At 63.6% G+C, this 19,668-nt stretch carries 23 protein-coding genes and 1 pseudogene; 10 read left to right on the forward strand and 14 right to left on the reverse strand.

All coding sequences use genetic code 11. The features are described 5' to 3' along the window. Window positions 1–39: 39 nt before the first annotated feature. Together ACSFDB_RS07870 and ACSFDB_RS07875 are read right to left on the reverse strand one after the other, a co-directional pair. Window positions 40–834, reverse strand: coding sequence for an ABC transporter permease subunit (locus tag ACSFDB_RS07870; protein ID WP_440770455.1), 795 nt, complete (start codon window positions 832–834; stop codon window positions 40–42). After that, window positions 827–1,828 (reverse strand): ABC transporter ATP-binding protein, encoded by a 1,002-nt coding sequence (locus ACSFDB_RS07875; protein WP_440770456.1) that lies wholly within the window; start codon window positions 1,826–1,828, stop codon window positions 827–829. The genes ACSFDB_RS07870 and ACSFDB_RS07875 overlap by 8 nt, the downstream gene beginning before the upstream one ends. A 151-nt stretch (window positions 1,829–1,979) precedes the next feature. Between ACSFDB_RS07875 and ACSFDB_RS07880 the strand changes: the two genes are divergently transcribed. Further along, window positions 1,980–2,186 (forward strand): hypothetical protein, encoded by a 207-nt coding sequence (locus tag ACSFDB_RS07880; RefSeq protein WP_440770457.1) that lies wholly within the window; start codon window positions 1,980–1,982, stop codon window positions 2,184–2,186. 20 nt (window positions 2,187–2,206) lie between these two features. Here the strand turns inward: ACSFDB_RS07880 and ACSFDB_RS07885 are convergent, their stop codons facing one another. Together ACSFDB_RS07885 and ACSFDB_RS07890 are read right to left on the reverse strand one after the other, a co-directional pair. Then, window positions 2,207–3,025, reverse strand: coding sequence for a class I SAM-dependent methyltransferase (locus tag ACSFDB_RS07885; RefSeq protein ID WP_440770458.1), 819 nt, complete (start codon window positions 3,023–3,025; stop codon window positions 2,207–2,209). A 71-nt stretch (window positions 3,026–3,096) separates the two neighbouring features. Further along, window positions 3,097–3,474, reverse strand: a complete 378-nt coding sequence (locus ACSFDB_RS07890; RefSeq protein ID WP_440770459.1) for a hypothetical protein — start codon at window positions 3,472–3,474, stop codon at window positions 3,097–3,099. Window positions 3,475–3,694: 220 nt separating this feature from the next. On the opposite strand from ACSFDB_RS07890, the gene ACSFDB_RS07895 reads away from it, so the two are divergent. Together ACSFDB_RS07895 and ACSFDB_RS07900 are read left to right on the forward strand one after the other, a co-directional pair. After that, window positions 3,695–4,138 carry a hypothetical protein gene (locus tag ACSFDB_RS07895; RefSeq protein WP_440770460.1) on the forward strand — a complete coding sequence of 148 codons (444 nt, stop codon included), beginning with the start codon at window positions 3,695–3,697 and terminating at the stop codon, window positions 4,136–4,138. A 9-nt stretch (window positions 4,139–4,147) separates the two neighbouring features. Then, window positions 4,148–4,963 (forward strand): hypothetical protein, encoded by an 816-nt coding sequence (locus ACSFDB_RS07900; protein WP_440770461.1) that lies wholly within the window; start codon window positions 4,148–4,150, stop codon window positions 4,961–4,963. A 148-nt stretch (window positions 4,964–5,111) separates the two neighbouring features. Here the strand turns inward: ACSFDB_RS07900 and ACSFDB_RS07905 are convergent, their stop codons facing one another. Next, window positions 5,112–5,984, reverse strand: coding sequence for a deoxyribonuclease IV (locus tag ACSFDB_RS07905; RefSeq protein WP_440770462.1), 873 nt, complete (start codon window positions 5,982–5,984; stop codon window positions 5,112–5,114). Between the two features lie 198 nt (window positions 5,985–6,182). After that, the gene (locus tag ACSFDB_RS07910) at window positions 6,183–6,377 is read right to left on the reverse strand and encodes a cold-shock protein (protein WP_006090124.1); all 195 of its coding nucleotides are present in this window, start codon (window positions 6,375–6,377) and stop codon (window positions 6,183–6,185) included. A gap of 160 nt (window positions 6,378–6,537) precedes the next feature. Between ACSFDB_RS07910 and ACSFDB_RS07915 the strand changes: the two genes are divergently transcribed. Further along, entirely contained in the window at window positions 6,538–6,849 is a 312-nt protein-coding gene (locus tag ACSFDB_RS07915) for a hypothetical protein (RefSeq protein ID WP_440770463.1), read from the forward strand. A gap of 198 nt (window positions 6,850–7,047) precedes the next feature. Further along, complete coding sequence (locus ACSFDB_RS07920) at window positions 7,048–8,247, forward strand: redox-regulated ATPase YchF (RefSeq protein ID WP_440770464.1); 1,200 nt, start codon at window positions 7,048–7,050, stop codon at window positions 8,245–8,247. 125 nt (window positions 8,248–8,372) lie between these two features. Here the strand turns inward: ACSFDB_RS07920 and ACSFDB_RS07925 are convergent, their stop codons facing one another. Next, window positions 8,373–8,597, reverse strand: a complete 225-nt coding sequence (locus ACSFDB_RS07925) for a DUF8007 family protein (protein WP_006090121.1) — start codon at window positions 8,595–8,597, stop codon at window positions 8,373–8,375. Between the two features lie 176 nt (window positions 8,598–8,773). Between ACSFDB_RS07925 and ACSFDB_RS07930 the strand changes: the two genes are divergently transcribed. After that, entirely contained in the window at window positions 8,774–9,442 is a 669-nt protein-coding gene (locus ACSFDB_RS07930; RefSeq protein ID WP_440770465.1) for a DUF8052 family protein, read from the forward strand. Between the two features lie 118 nt (window positions 9,443–9,560). On the opposite strand, the gene ACSFDB_RS07935 is transcribed toward ACSFDB_RS07930, so the two are convergent. The 3 genes from ACSFDB_RS07935 to ACSFDB_RS07945 form a co-directional block, all read right to left on the reverse strand. After that, window positions 9,561–11,426, reverse strand: a complete 1,866-nt coding sequence (locus ACSFDB_RS07935) for a carbon starvation CstA family protein (protein ID WP_440770466.1) — start codon at window positions 11,424–11,426, stop codon at window positions 9,561–9,563. Between the two features lie 171 nt (window positions 11,427–11,597). Then, on the reverse strand, window positions 11,598–12,572 hold the full coding sequence (locus ACSFDB_RS07940; RefSeq protein WP_440770467.1) for an ArsA family ATPase: 975 nt from the start codon (window positions 12,570–12,572) through the stop codon (window positions 11,598–11,600). A gap of 3 nt (window positions 12,573–12,575) precedes the next feature. Further along, a complete protein-coding gene (locus ACSFDB_RS07945) occupies window positions 12,576–12,872 on the reverse strand; it encodes a DUF7990 family protein (protein WP_006090117.1) in 297 nt (98 codons plus the stop codon). A gap of 114 nt (window positions 12,873–12,986) precedes the next feature. Between ACSFDB_RS07945 and ACSFDB_RS07950 the strand changes: the two genes are divergently transcribed. Next, entirely contained in the window at window positions 12,987–14,330 is a 1,344-nt protein-coding gene (locus ACSFDB_RS07950) for a CobW family GTP-binding protein (RefSeq protein ID WP_440770468.1), read from the forward strand. Window positions 14,331–14,350: 20 nt separating this feature from the next. Here the strand turns inward: ACSFDB_RS07950 and ACSFDB_RS07955 are convergent, their stop codons facing one another. Continuing rightward, window positions 14,351–14,767: an SRPBCC family protein gene (locus ACSFDB_RS07955; protein ID WP_440770469.1), complete on the reverse strand. Its 417-nt coding sequence runs from the start codon at window positions 14,765–14,767 to the stop codon at window positions 14,351–14,353. A 104-nt stretch (window positions 14,768–14,871) separates the two neighbouring features. Here ACSFDB_RS07955 and ACSFDB_RS07960 point away from each other — a divergent pair, with 104 nt between their 5' ends. Next, window positions 14,872–15,096: a DUF8107 family protein gene (locus tag ACSFDB_RS07960; RefSeq protein ID WP_440770470.1), complete on the forward strand. Its 225-nt coding sequence runs from the start codon at window positions 14,872–14,874 to the stop codon at window positions 15,094–15,096. Between the two features lie 73 nt (window positions 15,097–15,169). Beyond that, window positions 15,170–16,825 carry a spermidine synthase gene (locus ACSFDB_RS07965; RefSeq protein WP_440770471.1) on the forward strand — a complete coding sequence of 552 codons (1,656 nt, stop codon included), beginning with the start codon at window positions 15,170–15,172 and terminating at the stop codon, window positions 16,823–16,825. A gap of 41 nt (window positions 16,826–16,866) precedes the next feature. Here ACSFDB_RS07965 and ACSFDB_RS07970 read toward each other — a convergent pair whose 3' ends face one another. Continuing rightward, window positions 16,867–17,730, reverse strand: a complete 864-nt coding sequence (locus ACSFDB_RS07970) for an SDR family oxidoreductase (RefSeq protein ID WP_440770472.1) — start codon at window positions 17,728–17,730, stop codon at window positions 16,867–16,869. A 310-nt stretch (window positions 17,731–18,040) separates the two neighbouring features. Next, window positions 18,041–18,165, reverse strand: a pseudogene (locus ACSFDB_RS07975) (IS5/IS1182 family transposase); the annotation flags it as partial. A 163-nt stretch (window positions 18,166–18,328) separates the two neighbouring features. Between ACSFDB_RS07975 and ACSFDB_RS07980 the strand changes: the two are divergent. Then, the gene (locus ACSFDB_RS07980; protein ID WP_440770473.1) at window positions 18,329–19,126 is read left to right on the forward strand and encodes a DUF6498-containing protein; all 798 of its coding nucleotides are present in this window, start codon (window positions 18,329–18,331) and stop codon (window positions 19,124–19,126) included. Between the two features lie 85 nt (window positions 19,127–19,211). On the opposite strand, the gene ACSFDB_RS07985 is transcribed toward ACSFDB_RS07980, so the two are convergent. Next, complete coding sequence (locus tag ACSFDB_RS07985; RefSeq protein WP_440770474.1) at window positions 19,212–19,637, reverse strand: universal stress protein; 426 nt, start codon at window positions 19,635–19,637, stop codon at window positions 19,212–19,214. Window positions 19,638–19,668: the final 31 nt, after the last annotated feature.

Consider the following 19,668-nt stretch of genomic DNA (forward strand, 5'->3'; position numbering starts at 1 on the left):
ACGTGACATTCGTTTTCGGCACCAGCAACGCGGAACTCGTTACTGGATATCGCGCCGCCTGAACCAGAGCTGGCTGACCACGACGCACGCGACGGTCATCGCGATCAGGACGCCGGCACCGACGAGGTCGTACGTGCTCTCGAGCAGGATCTCGTTCGGATCGAAGTACCGCATCGGCGCGATCGCCCCGATCGCCTCGTAGTCGGTCCCCGAGAGCAGCGACTCGAGCATGAACAGCCCGAACGTGACGCCGAGGGCGATCCGCTGGGCGATGCTCGTCCGGTCGACGACGACGGAAGCGAGCAGCCCGATGCCAGCGCAGGCGAACAGGTACGGAATCGAGAGGAGGTGGACGGCCGCCAGATCCGCGGCCGAGAGCGGTTCGCCGACCAGGAGCGCGGTCACGTAGACGACGATCGGCGTGATGACGTTGACGACGACGATCGGTACGCCGAGCGAGGCGAACTTCTCGCCGACGGTACGAGCCCGGGAGATCGGCATCGAGAGCAGGATGTCCATCCGGCCGCGCTCGACGTCGCCGGCGATCGTTCCGGCCGCGAGGTAGGCCAGGTAGAGTCCGAGCAGGATGATCCAGCCGAAGACGTAGAGCTCGAACGCGAGGAAGCCCTCGAGCGAGGCCATCGTCTGGATGTTGAACATCTGGATGATCTGGTCGGGGTAGGCCTGCAGGAACTCCTCGTCGACGTCTTCGAAGGAACCGCTGAACGAAGGGTAGATCCAGATCACGATGATCGCCAGCAGCGACATCGCGATCGAGAGGTAGACGCTGCCCTTCAGGCGGTGGCGACCGTCGTAGCGGGTGAGTTCAAACATCGTCGGTCACCTCCGTGGGGGTCCCCTGGCGACCGGCCGCGGTGCTCTCTTCCTCGTCCACCTCACCGCCGTAAAATCGCATGAAGACGTCCTCGAGCGGCGCTTCCTCGATCGACAGGTCGAGCAAGGTGTACTCCCGCAGGCGCTCGAGTAACGCGTTGACGTCGCCGGTGAACGTGAACGTACACTCCGTAAACACCGACTTCGAGCAGTCACGAGCGGATTCCGTAGTCGAGTCCGAGCCGCGGTCCAGCGTCGCCTCGAGGTCGTGGACGCCGTCGATCTCGAGTGCGTCGTACGGAATCGGATCGGCGGCCCGTAGTCGAACGACCTTTCCGCTGCGGTCGAGGAGGGATTCGACGGGTTCGACTGTGACGAGCCGACCGTTGCGGATGATTCCGACCCGGTCGCAGAGCCGGCGCACCTCGCCGAGAATGTGCGAGGAGAAAAACACCGTTACGCCCCGTTCTCGCTCGTCGCGGAGGAACTCGGCGAACCGGTGTTGCATCAGCGGGTCGAGCCCGCCCGTCGGTTCGTCCAGAATGACCAGCTCCGGTTCGTGCATGAACGTCGTCACGAGTCCGAGCTTTCGGACGTTGCCGTGGGAGTAGTCCCGAACCGGGCGATCGAGCGGCGGATCGAACAGTTCGAGCAGTTCGTCGCTGCGCTCGTCGCCCTTGATCGAGGCGTGTAACTCGAGGATCTCCCGACCCGTCGCGGTCTCGTCGAACGCGGGACTGTCGGGAAGGTAACCGAGGCGACGTTTGGCCTCGATGAGTTCGCCCTCGTCGATGACGTCGCGGCCGAGCAGTCGGGCCGAGCCGTCGGTCGGCGACAGGAGGCCGAGCAGCGTCCGAATCGTCGTCGTCTTCCCGGCCCCGTTGGGGCCGAGATAGCCGAATATCTCGCCGCGCTCGACCGAAAACGTCACGTCGTCGTTGGCGAGCACCTCCCCGTAGTCCTTCGTGAGTCCCTCGAGTTCGATCGCTGCCATGGGGAGTCGTTGGTCACCCGAGCACATGTAACCCAACGTCACAGTCCGGCGGAATCGGTCCGTTTTCCCCGAAACGGCGGTTCGAGGGGTTCCTCGGCCAGCCCGAGCCTCGAGGAGAACGGCTATATCCGTCGCGTCCAGTGACGGCGGTATGAGCGCGCCGTCACTCGCCGACCGGATCCGTTCGCCGCGTACTGCGATGATCGCCAATCTCGCCCTCGTGATGACGGGGTCGGTGCTCGCACTGCTTTCGGTCGTCGACATCGTCACCGGCATACTGCTCGTCACGATCGGGTTCGCCGGCGTCCTCGTCTCGCTCGTCGGTTACCGTTCCGAAGGCGACGCCGGGCACGACTGAAACGGAGTGGAGCCGTCAGGCTACACGCGGCCGACGACGACGAAAAACGGAACCGCCTCCTCACGGCAATACTCCCGCGACTCCATCTGTTCGATCACGTCTCGGCCCATCTCCCGCCACGCGCTTCGGAGGTCGTCGTACCCCGACTCGGTCAACGCCCCCGAAAGCATCGTCTCGCGGTCGTCGGCCAGCCCCGCCCCGATCGCTTTCCGCCGGGCCGCGAGCAGCGCCCCCTCGCTGTAGGGCGGTTCGACCGTTCGGACGTGATCGTACCGCCGGGTCTCACACACCTCGAGGCCCGCTCGCTCGAACGCTTCGCGAGCGTCGGCGCCGAGCGCGACGTTGGTCGGGACGCCCGCGAGGTAAGCCCGTCGGGCCCGCCGCTCGAGTCGATCCTCGCTCTCGACGCTCGAGTCGATCTCGACGGCGGCGTTGTCGGGTTCGACGGCCGCGACGAGGTCCGTAGAGACGCGGGCGAACTCCTCGAGCGCGGCGGCGGGATCGGGCAAGTTGATCAGCAGGGCCTGACAGACCACGAGATCGAAGGTGTCGTCGGGAAACGGTAGCTGGAGAGCGTCGCCACCGACGAACGGGATCGAGTCGCCGGTCGAATCGCGATCGGCGGCGGCCGCGAGGAGATCGAGATCCGCGTCGCAGCCGACCACCGTGGCGTCGTCGCCGGCCTCCTCGCGCAGGACGCGGCTCAGTTCGCCGGTACCGCAGCCGACGTCGAGGATTCGGGACCGGGTTTCGAGGGCGAGCGGCTCGAGGGCCTCGCGGCTATCGTCCCACATCCCCTCGCGGGTCCGCTCGAGGTAAGATTCGGAGAACTCGCGCACGATTCGAGAGACGAACGGGCCGAGTAAAAGCGGGTCGATTCGCGGTTCTGGCCGACGCTGCCGCGGATTAGTTATCGAGAACCGCTCCACAGGTCTCGAGCCACGGCGACGAGCAGGACGAGTCCGATGAGGATCATCGACCCCTGTGCGACCGCAGCGACGGTCGACTCGACCGATCCGCCGGTCAGCAGCGCGATCACGTCCGGGATCCCGCGGGCGGACCCCAACACGCCGAGCAGTGCAAGCGCGCCGATGCCGTAGATGGCGAGCCGTTGGCGATCCGTTTGCCAGCCGACGACGCCGAACAGAGCGATGACGACGCCGAAAACGGCCGGAATGAGCGCCGTAACGCTCGCGAAGTCGGACAGCACGTAGGCACCGATACCCAGGGCGACGAGGGCGATTCCGAGTCCGATCCCGAGTGCGGGCGTCCGTCCAGCGGAACTCATACGCGACCGTTAGCGGCGGCGATTCCTATACCTTCCCCTGACAGTCGCGGATTCGATACCGACCGCGAGCGCAAGCGGCTACGGGTTGTGCCCCTCGCCGCCCGCAGCGACCTGCGCTCGTTCGTCCACTCGCTCGAGTGGCGCAGTTCGATCCAACACGTCAGGTTCGACGACGGACCCCCGTCGATTTTTCAGGTGCCTCGGCGTAGTCGCGGGAGAGATGGGTTCGCCGAGCCAGACGCCGGCCGCACAGCGCCACTCCGTAGAGCCGACAGCTATCGTCTACCCGCTTGGCCTCTGGATAGTGATGGCCGTTCTTGCCGTCATTAACGGAATCTTCAGGGAGACGGTAATCATCCCGCGGGTCGGAGCGTATTCCGGTCATCTACTCAGCACGGCCCTTCTGGTCGTCGCGATTCTCGCCGTTTCGGCCGGCTACTTCGCGTACACGGCGATCGACTACACTCGAACGGAACGACTGCTCGTCGGAATGATCTGGGTCGTGTTGACAGTCGGCTTCGAGTTCCTCGTCGGCTACCTCGAGGGTGTTCCGGTCAGCGAGACCGTCGCGCAGTACGACGTGTTCGGCGGGCAGGTCTGGATTGTCGTCCCGCTGACGTTGCTCGTCGCACCGCTGCTCTTCGGCGCGTATTTCGCTCGATAGTGATCTCGTATGAACGCCTCACCGAACCGTTGGGAGGTTGCATCCTCGGTAGCGATCCTTGCGCTCGCGAGCACGTCGTGCCTTCTCGGGTTGTTCCGGGACGGTCACTACGCCGAGCCCGCAGGGGAACTGCTGCGAATACACGCACAAGACGCCGTCGTCCTCGTAATCGGCGTTCCCGTGCTCGCGATCAGCCTACTGTACGCGACGCGCGGGTCGGTACGCGGTCGCGTCGCGTGGCTCGGCTCGCTCGCGTTCATGACGTACATGTGGACGCATTACGCGTTCGTCGTCGCGTACAACGAGTTCTTCCTCGGCTACGTCGCGCTCTTCGCCCTCTCGACGTTTACGCTGATCAGCGGCTCCGCCAGAACCGACGCGGCCGCACTCGGCGAGGCAGCACGTGGTGCGCTGCCGGTACGCGTCTACGCGGGCTTCCTCGCGACCGCCGCGGTCGGACTCGCCGCCATGTGGCTGTCGGACATCCTTCCCGCTCTCGGTGCGGGGACGCTTCCGTCGGCGATCGAGCAACTCGGCGCCGAAGCCGCATACACGTACGTCGTCGATCTCGGCGTTCTCGTCCCCGCCCTCGCCATCAGCGCCCGCTGGCTCTGGCGGGAGCGGCGGTGGGGGTACGTGTTCGCCGGCGCGTTACTCGTGTTCGCCGCGCTCGTCGCACCGGTACTGACTGCGATTACGGTAGTGGATCTTTACGGCGGGATCGAGATCTCGGCGCCCATCCTCGTCGGAACGATCGTACCGCCGCTTCTCGGTGTCGTATTCGCGGGCACGTATCTCGCTATACTTCCGTCAGATGCATCGTAACCCGGCGATAGGAGATGTATTCGAATCTCGAGGCGCTTACGTGGCTCGCAGTTCGCGGCTCCGCCGCTCACTCCGAGTCGCTTAGCTCACGGCTCACGCCGTTCGCGTTTTCGCGGTTCTCGCTCGCAGTGCTCGCTCCGAACCGCGCTCACTCCGAATCTCGCAGCTCTTTCACCTTCTCGATGTTCCACGCGAAGCCGCGGCCGTCCTCGGTCGGCGTCTCGAGCGCAAAGGGCAGCTCACGCAGATCCGGGTGGTTCACGATCGCTTTCATGCCGTCCTCGCCGATGTAGCCCTCGCCGATGAGGGCGTGTTCGTCCTTGTGGGTGCCGACGTCGTGTTTCGAGTCGTTGAGGTGGATGTATTTGAGGTACTCGAGGCCGACCTCGTCGTCGAACCGTCCCACGGTCTCGTCGACCGCTTCGGGCGTCGTCAGATCGTTGCCCGCGACCAGCGTGTGGGCGGTGTCGATACAGATGCCGATATCGGTCTCGGTGCGGTCGATGATCCCCGCGAGGTGGGCGAACTCGCCGCCGAGTTTCGTCCCGCTACCCGCGTCGGACTCGATCAGAATCTCGACATCCTCTGGCACGTCGAGTTCGTCGATCAGGCTCGCTGCGTTGTCGAGGCCGCCCTCGACGCCGGCGCCCGTGTGCGCGCCGAGGTGGACGTTGACGTACGGAATGTCGAGGCGCTCGGCGGCATCGAGCTCAGCCTGCATGCTTTCCTTGGACTTCCGGCGGAGGTCGTCTTTAGGGGTACAGAGGTTGACCAGGTAAGACGAGTGGATCACCCACGGCCCCTCGAGTTGTTCCTCGGTTTCTTCCCGAAAGCCCTCGGCGGCCTCGTCGCTGAGTTCGGGCTGGGCCCAGACCTGCGGGGAGGTCGTAAAGACCTGTCCGCAGTTGCCGCCGAAGGCGAGCTGTCGGTGAACCGCGTTCCGCATGTCGTCGTACGGCGGTGTTTCGTCGTCGGACGAGACGCGCGAACCGGAGATTGAAACGTGTGCGCCGACCTTCATGGACTCCCGTCAGTACCGATTCGTGATAGGGATACTGATTTCGGAGTGGATGAACGAACGCCGCTCGCATCCGTCTCTCACAGCCGGCGCTGACCACCGGACCACGGCTCGAGTGCCGGAGTCACCGGTGGCTGGAGTGTAGCGGTGCGAAAAATGATAGTAGTAGTCAGCGTCGCCTAGGGCGACGCGAAGCCGATATTATAGACGCTCGACGTTGGTCGCGCGCGGACCCTTGGGGGCCTGTTCGATATCGAATTCGATCTCTGTGCCTTCCTCGAGGTCCGGACCGCCAACGTCTTCCATGTGGAAGAAAACGTCATCGTCCGCATCGTCCGTCTCAATGAAACCGTAGCCGCCTGTGTCGTTGAAGAAATCAACCTTACCGTTTGCCATTACAACCAAACGTAGGGACGGCCCCCGGATAAGGGTTGCGAGGGTCGTGGTACCACGATTGGGAGACGCCGACAGGAAGTTCGCGGAAACGACACCGACTCGGTCGTTCATCGGCACCGATATCTTCAACACGTGTCGGTACGTTGTCGAACCGAGACGAATGAGCATTCCCGAGACACTCGGACTCTCGAGCGCGGCGCTCGGTGCTGTCTTCGTTGCGGCCTGGGTCGTTGGGATCGGCGTCGCACTGTACCGATACGACCGCGAGCGGATCACCCGACGAGAGCTGTCTCTGGCCAACGGTGGCGCGCTCATGTGGCTGGCGTGGAGTCTCCTCCAGGTCGTCACCGCCTTCAGCGGCAGTCTGGCCACAGCTATCGACCTGCTCAGTCTCGGACTCTTCGTCACCGGCGTCGGACTGTTGGTCCACTGGTGGCGCAGCCGAGATGCGGACGAGCGCGAACGGCTCTGACCGAACACTGAGACGGGAACGGCTCTGACCGAGTACCGGGGATGGGGCAGTACGGAGAGTACCAAACAGTGCGACGGCGACACCGGGGAGCGACGGTCTCGAGCGATGCGCGACCAATCTATTTCCGTGCTACGTACACGCATCACACTGCGAGAGCGGAAGGAAACCCGTTTAGTGACCCCGCTCGTGGGACGGACAATGAGTACGAGTTACCGGATCGGACTCGTCGGCAAACCCTCCGTCGGCAAGTCCTCCTTCTTCAATGCGGCGACGATGAACGACGTCCCCGAGGGGGCCTACCCCTTCACGACCATCGACCCCAGCGTGGGCGAGGCCTACGTCCGCGTCGAGTGTGCGGCTCCCGAGTTCGACGAGGAGTGTACCCCGAACGTCGGCTACTGCGACCACGGCACCCGCTTCGTTCCGACGAAACTCGTCGACGTCGCGGGGCTGATCCCCGGCGCTCACGAGGGCAACGGTCTCGGGAACCAGTTCCTCTCGGACTTGAACGAAACCGACGTGCTCGTCCACGTCGTCGACTTCTCCGGCGAGACCGACCTCGAGGGCGAGCCCACCGAGGGCCACGACCCGCGCAAGGACATCGCGTTCTTAGAGGAGGAACTCGACCAGTGGTATCTCGGCGTTCTCGAGAAGGGGATCGACCGCTACGCCTCCGGCTACACGACCGAAGACGACGCCATCGAGGAGGAACTCGCCGTCCAGATGAGCGCGTTCAAGACCAACGAGGACGAGATCAAGCGCCTCATTCGGCGCACGGACGTCGGCTTCGAGCCCGAGGAGTGGGAGGACGCGGACAAACTCGAACTCGCCCGCGAGATCCGCAAGGAGACCAAGCCGATGGTCATCGCGGCGAACAAGATGGATACGCCCGAAGCCCAGGACAACTACGAGGAGATCACGAGCGATCCGGAGTACGAGCACCTGACGATCGTCCCCTGCAGCGCTCACGCCGAGAAGGCCCTGAAGTCGGCGGATCAGGCCGGCGTCGTCGATTACCGACCCGGCGACGAGGACTTCGATATCGTCGGTGACATCTCGGACGAGCAAGAACAGGGGTTAGAGCAGATTCGCGATTTCCTCACAGAGTACGGCGCGAGCGGCGTGCAGGCGGCCATCGAGACCGCGCTGTTCGACGTCCTCGAGGTGACGCCGGTGTTCCCCGGCGGCGCAAACGGTCTCGGCAACGAACGCGGCGAGGTGCTGCCCGACTGTTATCTGATCCCGCCGAACTCGACCGCGGAGGACTTCGCGTACAGCCTCCACTCCGATATCGGCGACGGCTTCCTCCACGCTATCGACTGCCGATCGAACCGGCAACTCGGCAAGAACTACGAGGTCGAGTCGCGGGACGTGATCGAAGTCATCACGACGAACTGAGGCTCTCGAGAGTAATCCGTCCCGACGACGAAAAGCGTATTCTCCGCTCGTGGAAACGCCACGAGTGTCGGCCACCCGCACAAGTGCTAGCCGCTCGAGTCACCGTCGCGTCTCGCCGGTTCGGACTACCGTCCCCAGATCACGCGCTGAGCGGCGTCGTCGAGACGGCTCGAGACGCCCGAGAGCCACGCGCCCGGCGAGAACGTTCGCAACTGGTCTTCGTCGACCTCGATCCGGTGCTCGCCGTACGGATCTCGATCGGCCCGCTCCTCGGCGGACCGGTCCGCGTTCGCGACCTCGGTGGCGACCGACATCGAGCAACGGCCACACGCTTCGCGGTCTTTGGCCATAGTGGTCCCGTATTAGCGATACTGTGGCTTAAGTGCTGTCACGGGCGAACGCCCAACTGCACACCGGTGCCGACGGACTTTTGGAGTCGTCGTGCCATCAGCCCACATGGACCGGCCACGCGCCGAGTCGCCACCCCTCGGCTGGCACGCCCCGGAGGATCAACTCGGTGACCGATATGAGTGATCGCACACGCGACCCCGACGACAGCGAGACCGCCGGAAAGCCGCTCGAGGCCACGTCTCCAGACGCGGACGCCGAGCCGTCTCCGAGCGAGACGCTCGAGGGCGTCCCCGACTGGGACGACGAGTACGTCGATCGGGTGAGCGACCGACTCATGCACAACTACGACCTCGAGAAGGACTACACGGTCGAGGGTGAGACGTTCACGCTGTACGGCCAGATGGCGCTCTCGAGCAAGAAACACTTCCTCCACCCCGCGCTGTCGCTGGCCGAACACGAGTCCACCGAACACCTGTTCGTCAGGCGGGTCGACCGCGTCGACGACCGGACGCTCGACCGGTTCGTCGACCTGGGTGAGCGGCTGGCCGACGACTGGATCGATCCCGACGAGGAACACTTCTCGACGGACTTTACGTTCGTCGCGGTCGCTCCCTCGATCCCCGACGAAGTCCGCAACCGCGTCTCGGGATTCGACGGGAGAACGCTGCTGAAGTACGGCTACCACGGCCACTACGAGATCAATCTGGCCGTCGTCTCGCCCGAGAGCGAGGCCCTCGTCGCGAGCGAGAACGCCGACGTCGCGACCGCCTTTCGACTCTGGGACTCGATCGAGCGCGAGGAGCCGGGCATTCTCGATCTGATCTCCCGACGACTGCAGTTGTAGTTGTGACCGACACGACGAGTCTCTTTTCGCTTCGAATCTGCGCGACGAGCGGGCGCAGTCGCTCTCACTCGAGTCGAAAAAGCAAAATTGCAGTCGAAATCGCGACGCCGAGTCGCGATCAGTCGTCGTCCGTACTCACGTCGGCTGCAACGCCGTCACCGGTCTCTCGAGCCGTCTGCATGTTGTCGTAACCGATCTTGAACAGCGACAGCGCGAGGTAGATGAGGACGACGATGATCACGAGCTGGGCGACCGCCGACACCTGCCCGATCAGTCCCGTCTCTGCGTCGGCAGTGATACCGAGCAGTCGACCCGCGAGGATCTGATAGAGCCCGACCCAGCTGAGACCGATCACCGTGATGAAGCCCATCAGGACCATCGGACCGCCAGTCGAGATCAGCTGCTTGGATTTGCTCCAGTTGGCCAGCCAGACGGTACCGGACAGCAGCGCCAGCGACGCCAGCAGCTGGTTCGCACCGCCGAACAGCGTCCAGAGGTCCTCCCATCGGCCGCTGCCGAGCAGGAAGAACGCCGCGATAGCGATGAACGACGTGTTGATGTAGCGGTTGGATGCGTACTCCTCGGCCGACGTCTCCGGCGTGCCGACGATCTCCTCTAACATGTACCGTCCCAGTCGAACGGCCGTGTCCATGCTCGTCAACAGGAAGCTCGCGAGCACGAGCGCCATAAACGGCGCGGCGTACTCGAACGGAATGCCGAGCGCGGTGAGGATCGCCCCACCGCCAGTCGCGAAGTTCGGCAACGCGAGACCGATCCCGCCGTCAGCAGCGGGAATCGCGACGATCGTCACCGCACAGAGGGCGACTGCCGCGAGCAGCCCCTCCGCGAGCATTCCGCCGTAGCCGATCAGTTTGGCGTCGGTCTCCTTGTTCAGTTGCTTCGAGGTCGTTCCCGAGGACACCAGCGAGTGGAAACCACTGATGGTCCCGCACGCGATGGTGAGGAACAGGAGCGGGAACAACGGCATGAGCGGCAGCATCTCGGCGAGTGGTCCGCCTTCGCCGAGGAAGCCGTACCAGGCCCCGGTCGCGATATCGAAGCTCAGTTGATTCCCGGTGTCGGGGTGGACTGCGTCGCTGCCCATCCCGGTGATGAACGTGCCGACGATGACCGCCAGCAGGCTCCCGCCGACCCCTGTGTACAGGAGGAACGACGAGAGGTAGTCACGCGGCTGCAACAGCATCCACACCGGCAGGACGCTCGCAGCGGCCCCGTATACGAGTATTATCAGCACCCACGCACCGATGTTCGCGCTGTCGAGCAGTTCCGGGAAGAACAGCGCCGACTCGAGCAGCACGATCGTGCCCTCGGGATACTCGCCGGGGACGATCGCGAGCGGGTACTGGATGCCGACCCAGACCGACGCGAAGACGCCCGCGACGAAGACGACCGTCCCGACCGAGAACGGCAGTCCCAGCTGGTACAGCCAGATCCCGAAGACGAACGCGAGCGTAATGTATAGCAGGCTCGCGGTCGCCGCCGACGGGTACGCGTTCAGTACGACCCCGATGACGAGTGCGAACACCGCCACGACGAGGATCGTCAGCAAGAACGCGAACCACAGAAGCATGTTTTTGCCCCGTTCACCGACGTACTCGCCGATGATGTAGCCGATCGACTTCCCCTCGTGTCGAAGACTGCTCGACAGCGAGATGAAGTCGTGAACCGCGCCCATCAGCGGGTTCCCGATCGCCACCCACAGCACGGCTGGCACCCAGCCCCAGACCAGTGCGGCCGTGATCGGCCCGACGACGGGTGCGCCGCCCGCGATACTCGAATAGTGATGCCCCAGTAGTACCGGCTTCTTCGCCGGGACGTACTCCTGTCCGTCCTGGTACTTGTGTGCTGGCGTCTCCCGACTGTCGTCTAACCCCACGAACTGCGAGAGGTACCGTCCGTACCCGATGTACGCGACGGTAAACGTCGTCAGCACCAGTGCCACGATCCAGATTACACCTGCCATGGTATTGTCTCCCTAACCGTGTGTTGAACGGGAGCACTATAAATATAATTTATTGTAGTTTGTTCTAGCCCTGATCATATGCCCAGATACCCCCGAGAACGCCGATTATTGTAAACCAAGAAGACACTCCGCTCCGAGATAACCGTTCGATCGTGAACACGACCGAGTTACTTAGCTCGGCCGCGGTCGGTCATCACCAACCGAAATCTCGAGTTCGCCGGCGACGTCCTCGAGTATACTCCCCCGAACTTCCGCGACGCGCGTCTCGATGGTCGCGACGACTGGCGCGTCGAACTCCCGCTCGATGTACTCGAGGCGCTCGCGCTCCGTCTCGACCCGATCGCGGAGGTAGGTCGCACCGCGGCCCTCCTCGTGGGGCTCCGGCTCGGGCGTCAGCCGATTGACGACGAGTCCGCGCACGGGCAGGTCGGCCTCGCCGAGCGTCTCGAGCGACCGAGCGGTTTCCCGGATCGAGAGCTCGTCGGGATTGAGGACGAGGTAGAAGGAGGCGTCCTCGCGGAGCACCTCGCCGGCGAACTCGAAACGTTCCTTGCGCCCCTGCAGGCGCGCGAGGATCGGATCCCCCTCCATCACGCGTCGGGGCTCCTGGTTGCCGATTGCGGCCTTCTCGAAGAGATCGATGCTACGTTCGCGTTTGGCCATCAGCCGATCGATCCAGCGCTCGAGGAGCTCCGGCAGGGCGAGCAGGCGGAGCGTCGACCCGGTCGGCGAGGTGTCGAAGACGACCCGGTCGTAGGGGTCGGCGTTCTGCATCACCTCGACGAACCGGTCGAAGAGGGCGGCCTCGTAGGCTCCCGGCGTCTGGTGAGCCATCTCGAGTTGGATGTCGACCTCGTTGACCATCGCCGCCGACAGTTGCGAGTTCAACTGTCGACGCAGGTCCATCAGGTGATCCTGGACCTCCTGTTCCGGATCGATCTCCATCGCGGAGAGCCCGTCGTAGCCCTCGACGGGCCGCGGTTCGTCACTGAACTCCTGATCGAAGACGTCGGCCGTGCTGTGGGCCGGGTCCGTCGAAACGACGAGCGTCTCGAGTCCGGCCTCGACGCACTCGAGCGCGTAGGCGCTCGAGACGGTCGTCTTGCCGACGCCGCCCTTGCCGCCGAAGAAGGTGAAGGTCGCCATCGATCAGAAGTGGTACTGGTGGCCCTTGCGTTCGATCACGGACTGGCGGTCCCACATGCGCCGCTCCCAGGCCTGATACTCGTCCTCGAGGTAGGGCAGCAGTTCGGCCGTGTAGTAGGAGACGGGACTCGGAATGCCGAAGGCGTCGGGGAAACACGCCAGCATGAACGCGTCCTCCGTGTCTTCGGCCTCGGCCTCGATCTTCTCGTAGGCCGGGTGCGTGAACATCCCGTGAAAGAGTCCGCGGAGCCACTCCTCGAGTGTCTCCCGGAACGACGCGATCCGATCGGCGAGTGTCATCGTCGGTCATGCTCGGGCCCGAAGGCAAAAACCTGTCGCGTCGGACACCCCGCTCGCGAGCCCTGTCGGCCGCAACACGACGCTTCTTGACCCTCGAGTTACAACCTCTCCGGTATGTCATCCGAATCCGGCGGCATTCCCGTCACCGTGCTCTCGGGAAATCTCGGCGCGGGCAAGACGACGCTCCTCAATCACCTGCTGAAGAACGCGGGCGAGCGAAATCTCGCCGTCCTGGTCAACGATATGGGCGCGGTCAACGTCGACGCCGAACTGGTCGCCGACGGCTCCGATCTCGACCTCGAGGACGGCGTCGCCGAGCTCTCGAACGGCTGTATCTGCTGTGAACTGCAGGACGACCTCGAGACCGCGGTAGTTCGACTCGCCCGCGAGCGCGACTTCGATCACCTGCTCGTCGAATCCTCGGGCATCTCGGAGCCCGAACCGGTCGCGCGGCTGTTTACGACCACCTCGCGAGTGGCCGCCAGCTACGAGATCGACGCGCTCGTGACCGTCCTCGACACGCGACGCTTTCTCGACCAGTTCGCCGGCGACGAGGTACCCGAGCGGCAGGGGGCGGTCGCAGGTGACGAAGACGACGAGGAGACGCGCCCGCTCTCGGATCTCATGATCGAGCAACTCGAGGTCGCGAACCTCGTCTTACTCAACAAGACCGATCTCTGTTCGCCCGAGGAACTCGAGGAGGCCGAGGCGCTGGTCCGCGCGCTCCAGCCCGAGGCCGAGATCGTCCGTACGGAGTTCAGCAACGTCGATCCTGACCGCGTCCTCGGCGTCGGACTCTTCGATCCGGATCGGATGGGAGAGATCGCCGGTTGGCAGCGCGCGCTGGCGGACGAGGGCGAGGACAGTGGCGACGAGCGCGGCGAGGACGGACACGGTCACAGCCACGACCAGGACGCTGGTCACGACGAACACGACCACGACCACACGCACGACGACCACGGTCACAGCGACGACGGGCACGGTCACGATCACGACCACGATCACCGCCATCCAGACGAGGTCTACGGCGTCGACTCCGTCGTCTTCCGCGCGCGGCGGCCGTTCCACCCCGAGCGGTTCGCGTCGTTCCTCCGAGCGCTTCCCGACGGGATCGTTCGCTCGAAGGGAGTCGTCTGGATCGCCGGGCGAGACGTCAAAATAGACGTCTCCCACGCGGGCCCGTCAGTTCGCGCGAGCACCAACGGCCCGTGGATCGCTTCCCTCCCGGAGGTGCAACAGGACCTCTACCGCTCCAATCGACCGAATCTCGAGTGGCACGACGACCACGGTGACAGACGGACGGAACTGGTCTTCATCGGGACCGAGACCGACGAGAAACGGATCGGGGCGACGCTCGAGGACTGTCTGGTCACGGACGAGGAGTGGGGTGAAGAGAACGATCTCGAGAACCCGTTCCCGAGCAACGACGACGAAGACGTGGTGGTCCGAACGCCCTGACTACGTCCGGTCTCCGCGATTCATCCACTCTCTCCGAACTCCTCGACGAGCGCGTCGAGCGCCCGTTTGAGTTCGCCCGTTCGTTTCCAAGCAGCCAGCCGATCGCCGAACGGCAGCGGTGCGGCGAGCGAGACCGTCGACCGGATCGTGACCCGCGTTCCGTCGGGCACGTCCTCGAGGTCGATCCACGTCTCCATGTGGGAGAACGGGCCCTCCTCACCTTCCTGGGTGTAGTAGATCGATTCGTCGCGTTCCTCGAACCGCAGCGGCAGTTGCATGCCGGGGCCGCTGGCGACGACGACCGTCGCGTCCCCGTGCTCGTCGATCGTCTCGACGGTGAAACTCCCCTCCGCCTCGACGATCGTCGGCGGATCGAGCCACCGGGCCACGACGACCGGCGACGCGTTGACGACTCGAGAGACCGTCACCTCGCGCATACCGGCCACCTTCGTGGGAATCGATATAAATGCCCGTATCGCCGACTGCGCGAGTGGGTTCCGACAGGGAAACGGATAAGTGGGCGACGTTCGCGTATTCAGCCATGACAGACGCTGACGCCGAACCGGACGGGTTGAAGGAGGGACTCGAGTCCTCGGAGGGTGACCCGCGCGTACTGGTCCTGCTGAACGCGGTGCTGTCGACGCTGTTCGCCGCCATGTTCGTCTGGGGTGCGGACCTCGTTGGGGCCCTCGAGTTCGGCGTCGTGACCGTCGCAGTCGTCGCGGTTGCAGTGTTCGTGCTCACGCACGTTATCACGCGGCCGTAATGGACCCCGTAAAGCGTCCCGGACCGCTACCGAGACGACAAGTACTCACGGCGGGACCCATTCCAATCGGGTAATGGACGTGCGGACCGCCGCGAACTATCGACCCACGAAACCCGAACTCGCCGTTTTCGTCTCGGGGGTCACCAGCATGGGTCTCGAGATTTTGGCCGTCCGACTCATCGCCCCGCAGTTCGGGAGCCACATCTACACCGTCGGCGGGATCCTGACGGTCGTCCTCGCCGCGTTGAGCATCGGCTACTGGCAGGGCGGAAAACGAGCCAGCACCGCGACGAACCGGGAGATGTCGTGGCTGTTGCTCGGGACGGCGGTGTACGTCGCGGTCGTGATCTACGCGAGCGACTTCCTCCTGCGGTATACGGCGACGCTCGCGCTGCCGCCGCGGTACGCCGCGCTCCCGGCGGCGATCATCCTCTTCGGCCCGCCGACGTACCTGCTCGGCTTCATCAGCCCATACGCCGCGGAACTCTCACAGAAGCAGGGAACCGGCGAGGCGTCTGGACACGTCTACGCGCTGGGGACGATCGGCAGCATCCTCGGCTCTGGAGCGACCACGTTCGTCCTCATTCCGGGGCTGAGTATCGACGGCATCGGCCTCCTGTTCGGACTCATCCTCGTCGGCACGGCGTTCGTACTCAACCTCCCCACGCTCCCGCGGAAACCCGTCCTCACGAGCGTCGTCGTCCTCCTCCTGCTGGTCGCCGCGACCGGCGCCGGGCCGGTCGCCATCGATCACCGCGGCGACGTCGTCTACCAGACCCAAACGGCCCATCAGGAACTCGAGATCGTCGACGACGGCGACGAACGAACGATGTACTTAGACGGCGCGCGACACAGCGCGGTGGACCTCGAGGATCCCGACCGACACGTCTTCGAGTACACGACCTACTTTCACCTGCCGATGCTCATGACGGACGACGTCGAAGACGTCGATAACGTCCTGTTCATCGGGGGCGGGGGCTACACCGGCCCGCAGGACTTCGAGGAACAGTACGACGTCGACATCGACGTGGTCGAGATCGATCCCGAGGTCACCGGAGCCGCGGAGGACTACTTCGGCCTCGAGCACGACGAGAACATGACCTCACACGTCTACGACGGTCGGCAGTTCCTCCAGAGCAGCGACGAAACGTACGACCTGATCGTCCTCGACGCCTACAAACAGGATCAGGTCCCGTTCCACCTGACCACCGTAGAGTTCATGGACCTCGTGAGCGATCGGTTGACCGACGACGGCATCTTCCACGCCAACGTCATCGCCGCACCGAACGGGCCGGCCGCCGAGTTCTATCACGCCCAGCAGGGGACCATGGACGAGGCCTTCGGCGACACGTACGCCTACCGCACGTCGGACTCGAGTGCCATCCAGAACATCCAGATCGTGGCGACGAACGAGGAGACCGGGTTCTCCGAGGCCGATCTCCTCGAGCGAAACGACGAACGCGAGTTGAGCGTCGATCTCGCAGACCAGATCGACAACCACCTGGGCGATCCGGACCCCGACGCGCCGATCCTCCGGGACGACCGCGGCGAGGTCGACAGCTTACTCGATCCGATGCTGGGTCAGCGGTACGTCGTCGAAGAAACCGGCAGCAGTGGTGCGACTGCCGGCGAACCGTCCGACGCGGCGCCGTCGATCGTCCTCGATTCGGTTCCGGTCGCGCTCGAGGCCGAGGTTGCGTCGACCGACGCGCCCGAACTCCTGTCGTAGCTGACTCGAGACGGTTCACCGACTGTGACCGCAGCCAACTGTTACTCCGGCCGAGAGTACTCCGGATCGAACAGCTGCGCCGACCCGGGCGCCGGATCGCCCTCGGTCAGGTTGTACTGCGAGAAATCGTCCACACCTGCTTCCCGAAGCAGTTCCTCGTCGTAAACGGCGTTTCCGGTGAACTCGGCCGGATCGCGACCGAGAATCTCGAGCACCGTGTCGCTGACGATCTCGGGGGTTCGCCAGTCGTCTTCGGTCCCCATCCCGAAGTACCGCGTCGCGCGGGTATCGATCGCCGTCACGGGCCAGAAGGTGTTACAGCCGACGTCGTCGCCGCCGAGTTCGCTCGCCAGCGTGAGCGTGACGAACGACATCCCGAGTTTCGACCACGCGTACGGACCCGATCCCGGGGAGCGGTCGATGCCGACCGGCGGCGAGTTCGTGAGCAGCCAGGCGTTATCCACCTCGCGGAGATGGTCCGCGAAGACCCTCGAGGTGAGATACGTCCCCCGGACGTTGACGTCAGTCAGGAGGTCGAACCGCTTGGGCGGGAGGTCCTCGACGGCCGCCAACTGGATCGCGCTCGCGTTGTTGATGACGATGTTGACCTCGCCGAACTCGTCGATCGCACGTTCGGCCGCCGCTTCGACCGCTGCCTCGTCCCGGACGTCGAGCTTGATCGGCAGGGCGTCGACGCCCCGTTCTTCTGCCTCGCGGGCGGTCTGCTCGATCGACCCCTCGAGGTCGCGGTCCTCGTAGTCGTCGTCTTCCTCGCTCGTCTTGCCCGTCGAGACGATGTTGCAGCCCTGTTCCGCGAGGGCGAGTGCGATCGACTTGCCGATGCCACGGGTCGTTCCCGTGATAAACGCCGTCTGGCCGGAGAGATCCGGTTTCTCGAGTGCCATGCGTCCACATCGACCGTCGGACGGATAAGCGTCAGCAAACGGGCAGGAGAGACGACGGTTCTCCCGTGATCCGACTCAAGGCGTCGTCACAGCCTCGTTACTTGGACCTCGAACGACAGGAGAACGCGGGCGATAAACTACTGAGTGCGATAGTAAATCGGTAGACGGTACGGCCAGAGGTTCGGAAGATAGGTTCCTACAAACACTAGATCACAGATGATTATTTGAAGGACTAAATTAATCACTGGAACTCTGAATTGGAAACCGATATCCTAAACGACAATATATCGCCTTGTGTAGACGCCTAAAATCACCCGTTATCGACATCGATAGCTAGTTCGGTGTTTCTGACTGCAACGTGAGCACAACTTTGCGTAACTGACCGAACCATATTCTCGCTCGAACAACCTCGCCGTGTTTTTGCTGGAGTGAGAAGGTGGCAGTTTTGAGGCCTGTGCAGACCCATGTCCTTGGATCAGTTGCATATACTGCCAATCGCTTGGAGGAAGCATTGACATCTCTGGACTAACACCATAGCCGAAGAGAGTAACTTTAAATAATATTAATTAGTCCATTTTATTATCCCAAATTGTCAATTATGCCTGACACAGATACGAATCGAACAGTATCTATTATACTCCTCTTTATAATCAACGCGTTCCCGTTGATCGGATTTCTCGTCTTCGGCTGGAGCAGCCGGGCAGTCGTGCTGTTGTACTGTTTCGACGCGGTTGCGCTGTTCGTGGCGTACGGCTGCTGTGCACTGGCCGCACAACAAAAACGCCGCTGGGACTACGGCGACGGACTCCCAGAAGAACCGTGGGACCCCGGGCAACGAACGATTCCACTCCCGGGTTCGCTACCGGCTGGCTACCTCTGGAATCTCAGAGCGCTCGTTCCGGCGCTATTCTTGCTTGTCGTGTTTACGCCCATTATTGGCTCCTTTCTCATCCGAGACACCACGACCGAGGGGGTGCGTTTCGAAGCAATCGACCCGATGGTGTTTCTCGGTGGAATCGAAGAGCTGTTGACACCGGCCGGACTCCTGGTGATGGCGGCAATATTGCTTGCACATCTTACGATCGTCCAGTTGCTGTACTTCCGGCCGGACAAATACGAAGACGAGTCGGCGATGGTGATCGGCTACTTCCTTCACCGATTCTACATCCTGTACGCCGTACTCCTGTTTCCAGCGGTGATCGTCTCGACTTCGACAGTCGTCGTACTGTACCTGCTCGCGGCGGAATTGGCTGCAGAACCTTCTGTTGACCCGCTCGTTGTCATCGGATGCCTGCTCGTCGGGTACAAACTCTGGATCGACTGGACACGGGTACGTGGGGAAGTTTCACCGGATGGTGGTCGGTTGACGAGGTTCTTCGCGAAGCACAGGCAGTGACACCGCCTGATGCGGTGTGTCCTTCCAGTGCGTTCGCTCGTCGAATCCGTAAAATCGATCGAAAAAACGGCCGCGGCGAACCGACTCAGTCCTCCCCGCCGCCCGTTACGACGACCGGCCGATCGGTCTCGAGGATGACCGACTGCGTGACGCTGCCGAACACCGCCTTGCCGACCGGCGAGCGTTTCCGGCCGCCGAGGACGATCGAGTCGACGTCGTACTCCTGGGCCGTCTCGAGGATGTCGCCGCCCTCGGCACCGCCGCTTTTTTCGAGGACGGTGACATCTACCGAGGCCTCCTCGAGTCGCTCCGTCGCCCGGCGGACGGAGCCGATTCTCGAGGCCGACTTGTACTGCTCGAACTCCTTCGGCAGGTCCGCGCTCTCCTCGTCGAAGATGAACAGGATGTGCGCTTCGACCGATTGCGCTGCGTTCGGCAGCGAGGCGACGTACGTCGCCTGTTTGATCGCCCGACTCTCGTTCGCGTCGACGGGGAGTAGCACGCGGTGCATAGGATGACGTTCACACAGTGGACCCATAAAA

Origin of the sequence: Natronorubrum amylolyticum (assembly GCF_052040145.1) — an archaeon.
Classification (GTDB): Archaea; Halobacteriota; Halobacteria; order Halobacteriales; family Natrialbaceae; genus Natronorubrum.

Bases quoted from the DNA above. Each gene is read 5' to 3' on its own strand.
- ACSFDB_RS07870 (WP_440770455.1), bottom strand. From the start codon at position 834: ATGTTTGAACTCACCCGCTACGACGGTCGCCACCGCCTGAAGGGCAGC.
- ACSFDB_RS07875 (WP_440770456.1), bottom strand. From the start codon at position 1,828: ATGGCAGCGATCGAACTCGAGGGACTCACGAAGGACTACGGGGAGGTG.
- ACSFDB_RS07880 (WP_440770457.1), top strand. From the start codon at position 1,980: ATGAGCGCGCCGTCACTCGCCGACCGGATCCGTTCGCCGCGTACTGCG.
- ACSFDB_RS07890 (WP_440770459.1), bottom strand. From the start codon at position 3,474: ATGAGTTCCGCTGGACGGACGCCCGCACTCGGGATCGGACTCGGAATC.
- ACSFDB_RS07895 (WP_440770460.1), top strand. From the start codon at position 3,695: ATGGGTTCGCCGAGCCAGACGCCGGCCGCACAGCGCCACTCCGTAGAG.
- ACSFDB_RS07900 (WP_440770461.1), top strand. From the start codon at position 4,148: ATGAACGCCTCACCGAACCGTTGGGAGGTTGCATCCTCGGTAGCGATC.
- ACSFDB_RS07905 (WP_440770462.1), bottom strand. From the start codon at position 5,984: ATGAAGGTCGGCGCACACGTTTCAATCTCCGGTTCGCGCGTCTCGTCC.
- ACSFDB_RS07910 (WP_006090124.1), bottom strand. From the start codon at position 6,377: ATGGCAAACGGTAAGGTTGATTTCTTCAACGACACAGGCGGCTACGGT.
- ACSFDB_RS07915 (WP_440770463.1), top strand. From the start codon at position 6,538: ATGAGCATTCCCGAGACACTCGGACTCTCGAGCGCGGCGCTCGGTGCT.
- ACSFDB_RS07920 (WP_440770464.1), top strand. From the start codon at position 7,048: ATGAGTACGAGTTACCGGATCGGACTCGTCGGCAAACCCTCCGTCGGC.
- ACSFDB_RS07925 (WP_006090121.1), bottom strand. From the start codon at position 8,597: ATGGCCAAAGACCGCGAAGCGTGTGGCCGTTGCTCGATGTCGGTCGCC.
- ACSFDB_RS07930 (WP_440770465.1), top strand. From the start codon at position 8,774: ATGAGTGATCGCACACGCGACCCCGACGACAGCGAGACCGCCGGAAAG.
- ACSFDB_RS07935 (WP_440770466.1), bottom strand. From the start codon at position 11,426: ATGGCAGGTGTAATCTGGATCGTGGCACTGGTGCTGACGACGTTTACC.
- ACSFDB_RS07940 (WP_440770467.1), bottom strand. From the start codon at position 12,572: ATGGCGACCTTCACCTTCTTCGGCGGCAAGGGCGGCGTCGGCAAGACG.
- ACSFDB_RS07945 (WP_006090117.1), bottom strand. From the start codon at position 12,872: ATGACACTCGCCGATCGGATCGCGTCGTTCCGGGAGACACTCGAGGAG.
- ACSFDB_RS07950 (WP_440770468.1), top strand. From the start codon at position 12,987: ATGTCATCCGAATCCGGCGGCATTCCCGTCACCGTGCTCTCGGGAAAT.
- ACSFDB_RS07955 (WP_440770469.1), bottom strand. From the start codon at position 14,767: ATGCGCGAGGTGACGGTCTCTCGAGTCGTCAACGCGTCGCCGGTCGTC.
- ACSFDB_RS07960 (WP_440770470.1), top strand. From the start codon at position 14,872: ATGACAGACGCTGACGCCGAACCGGACGGGTTGAAGGAGGGACTCGAG.
- ACSFDB_RS07965 (WP_440770471.1), top strand. From the start codon at position 15,170: ATGGACGTGCGGACCGCCGCGAACTATCGACCCACGAAACCCGAACTC.
- ACSFDB_RS07970 (WP_440770472.1), bottom strand. From the start codon at position 17,730: ATGGCACTCGAGAAACCGGATCTCTCCGGCCAGACGGCGTTTATCACG.
- ACSFDB_RS07980 (WP_440770473.1), top strand. From the start codon at position 18,329: ATGCCTGACACAGATACGAATCGAACAGTATCTATTATACTCCTCTTT.
- ACSFDB_RS07985 (WP_440770474.1), bottom strand. From the start codon at position 19,637: ATGCACCGCGTGCTACTCCCCGTCGACGCGAACGAGAGTCGGGCGATC.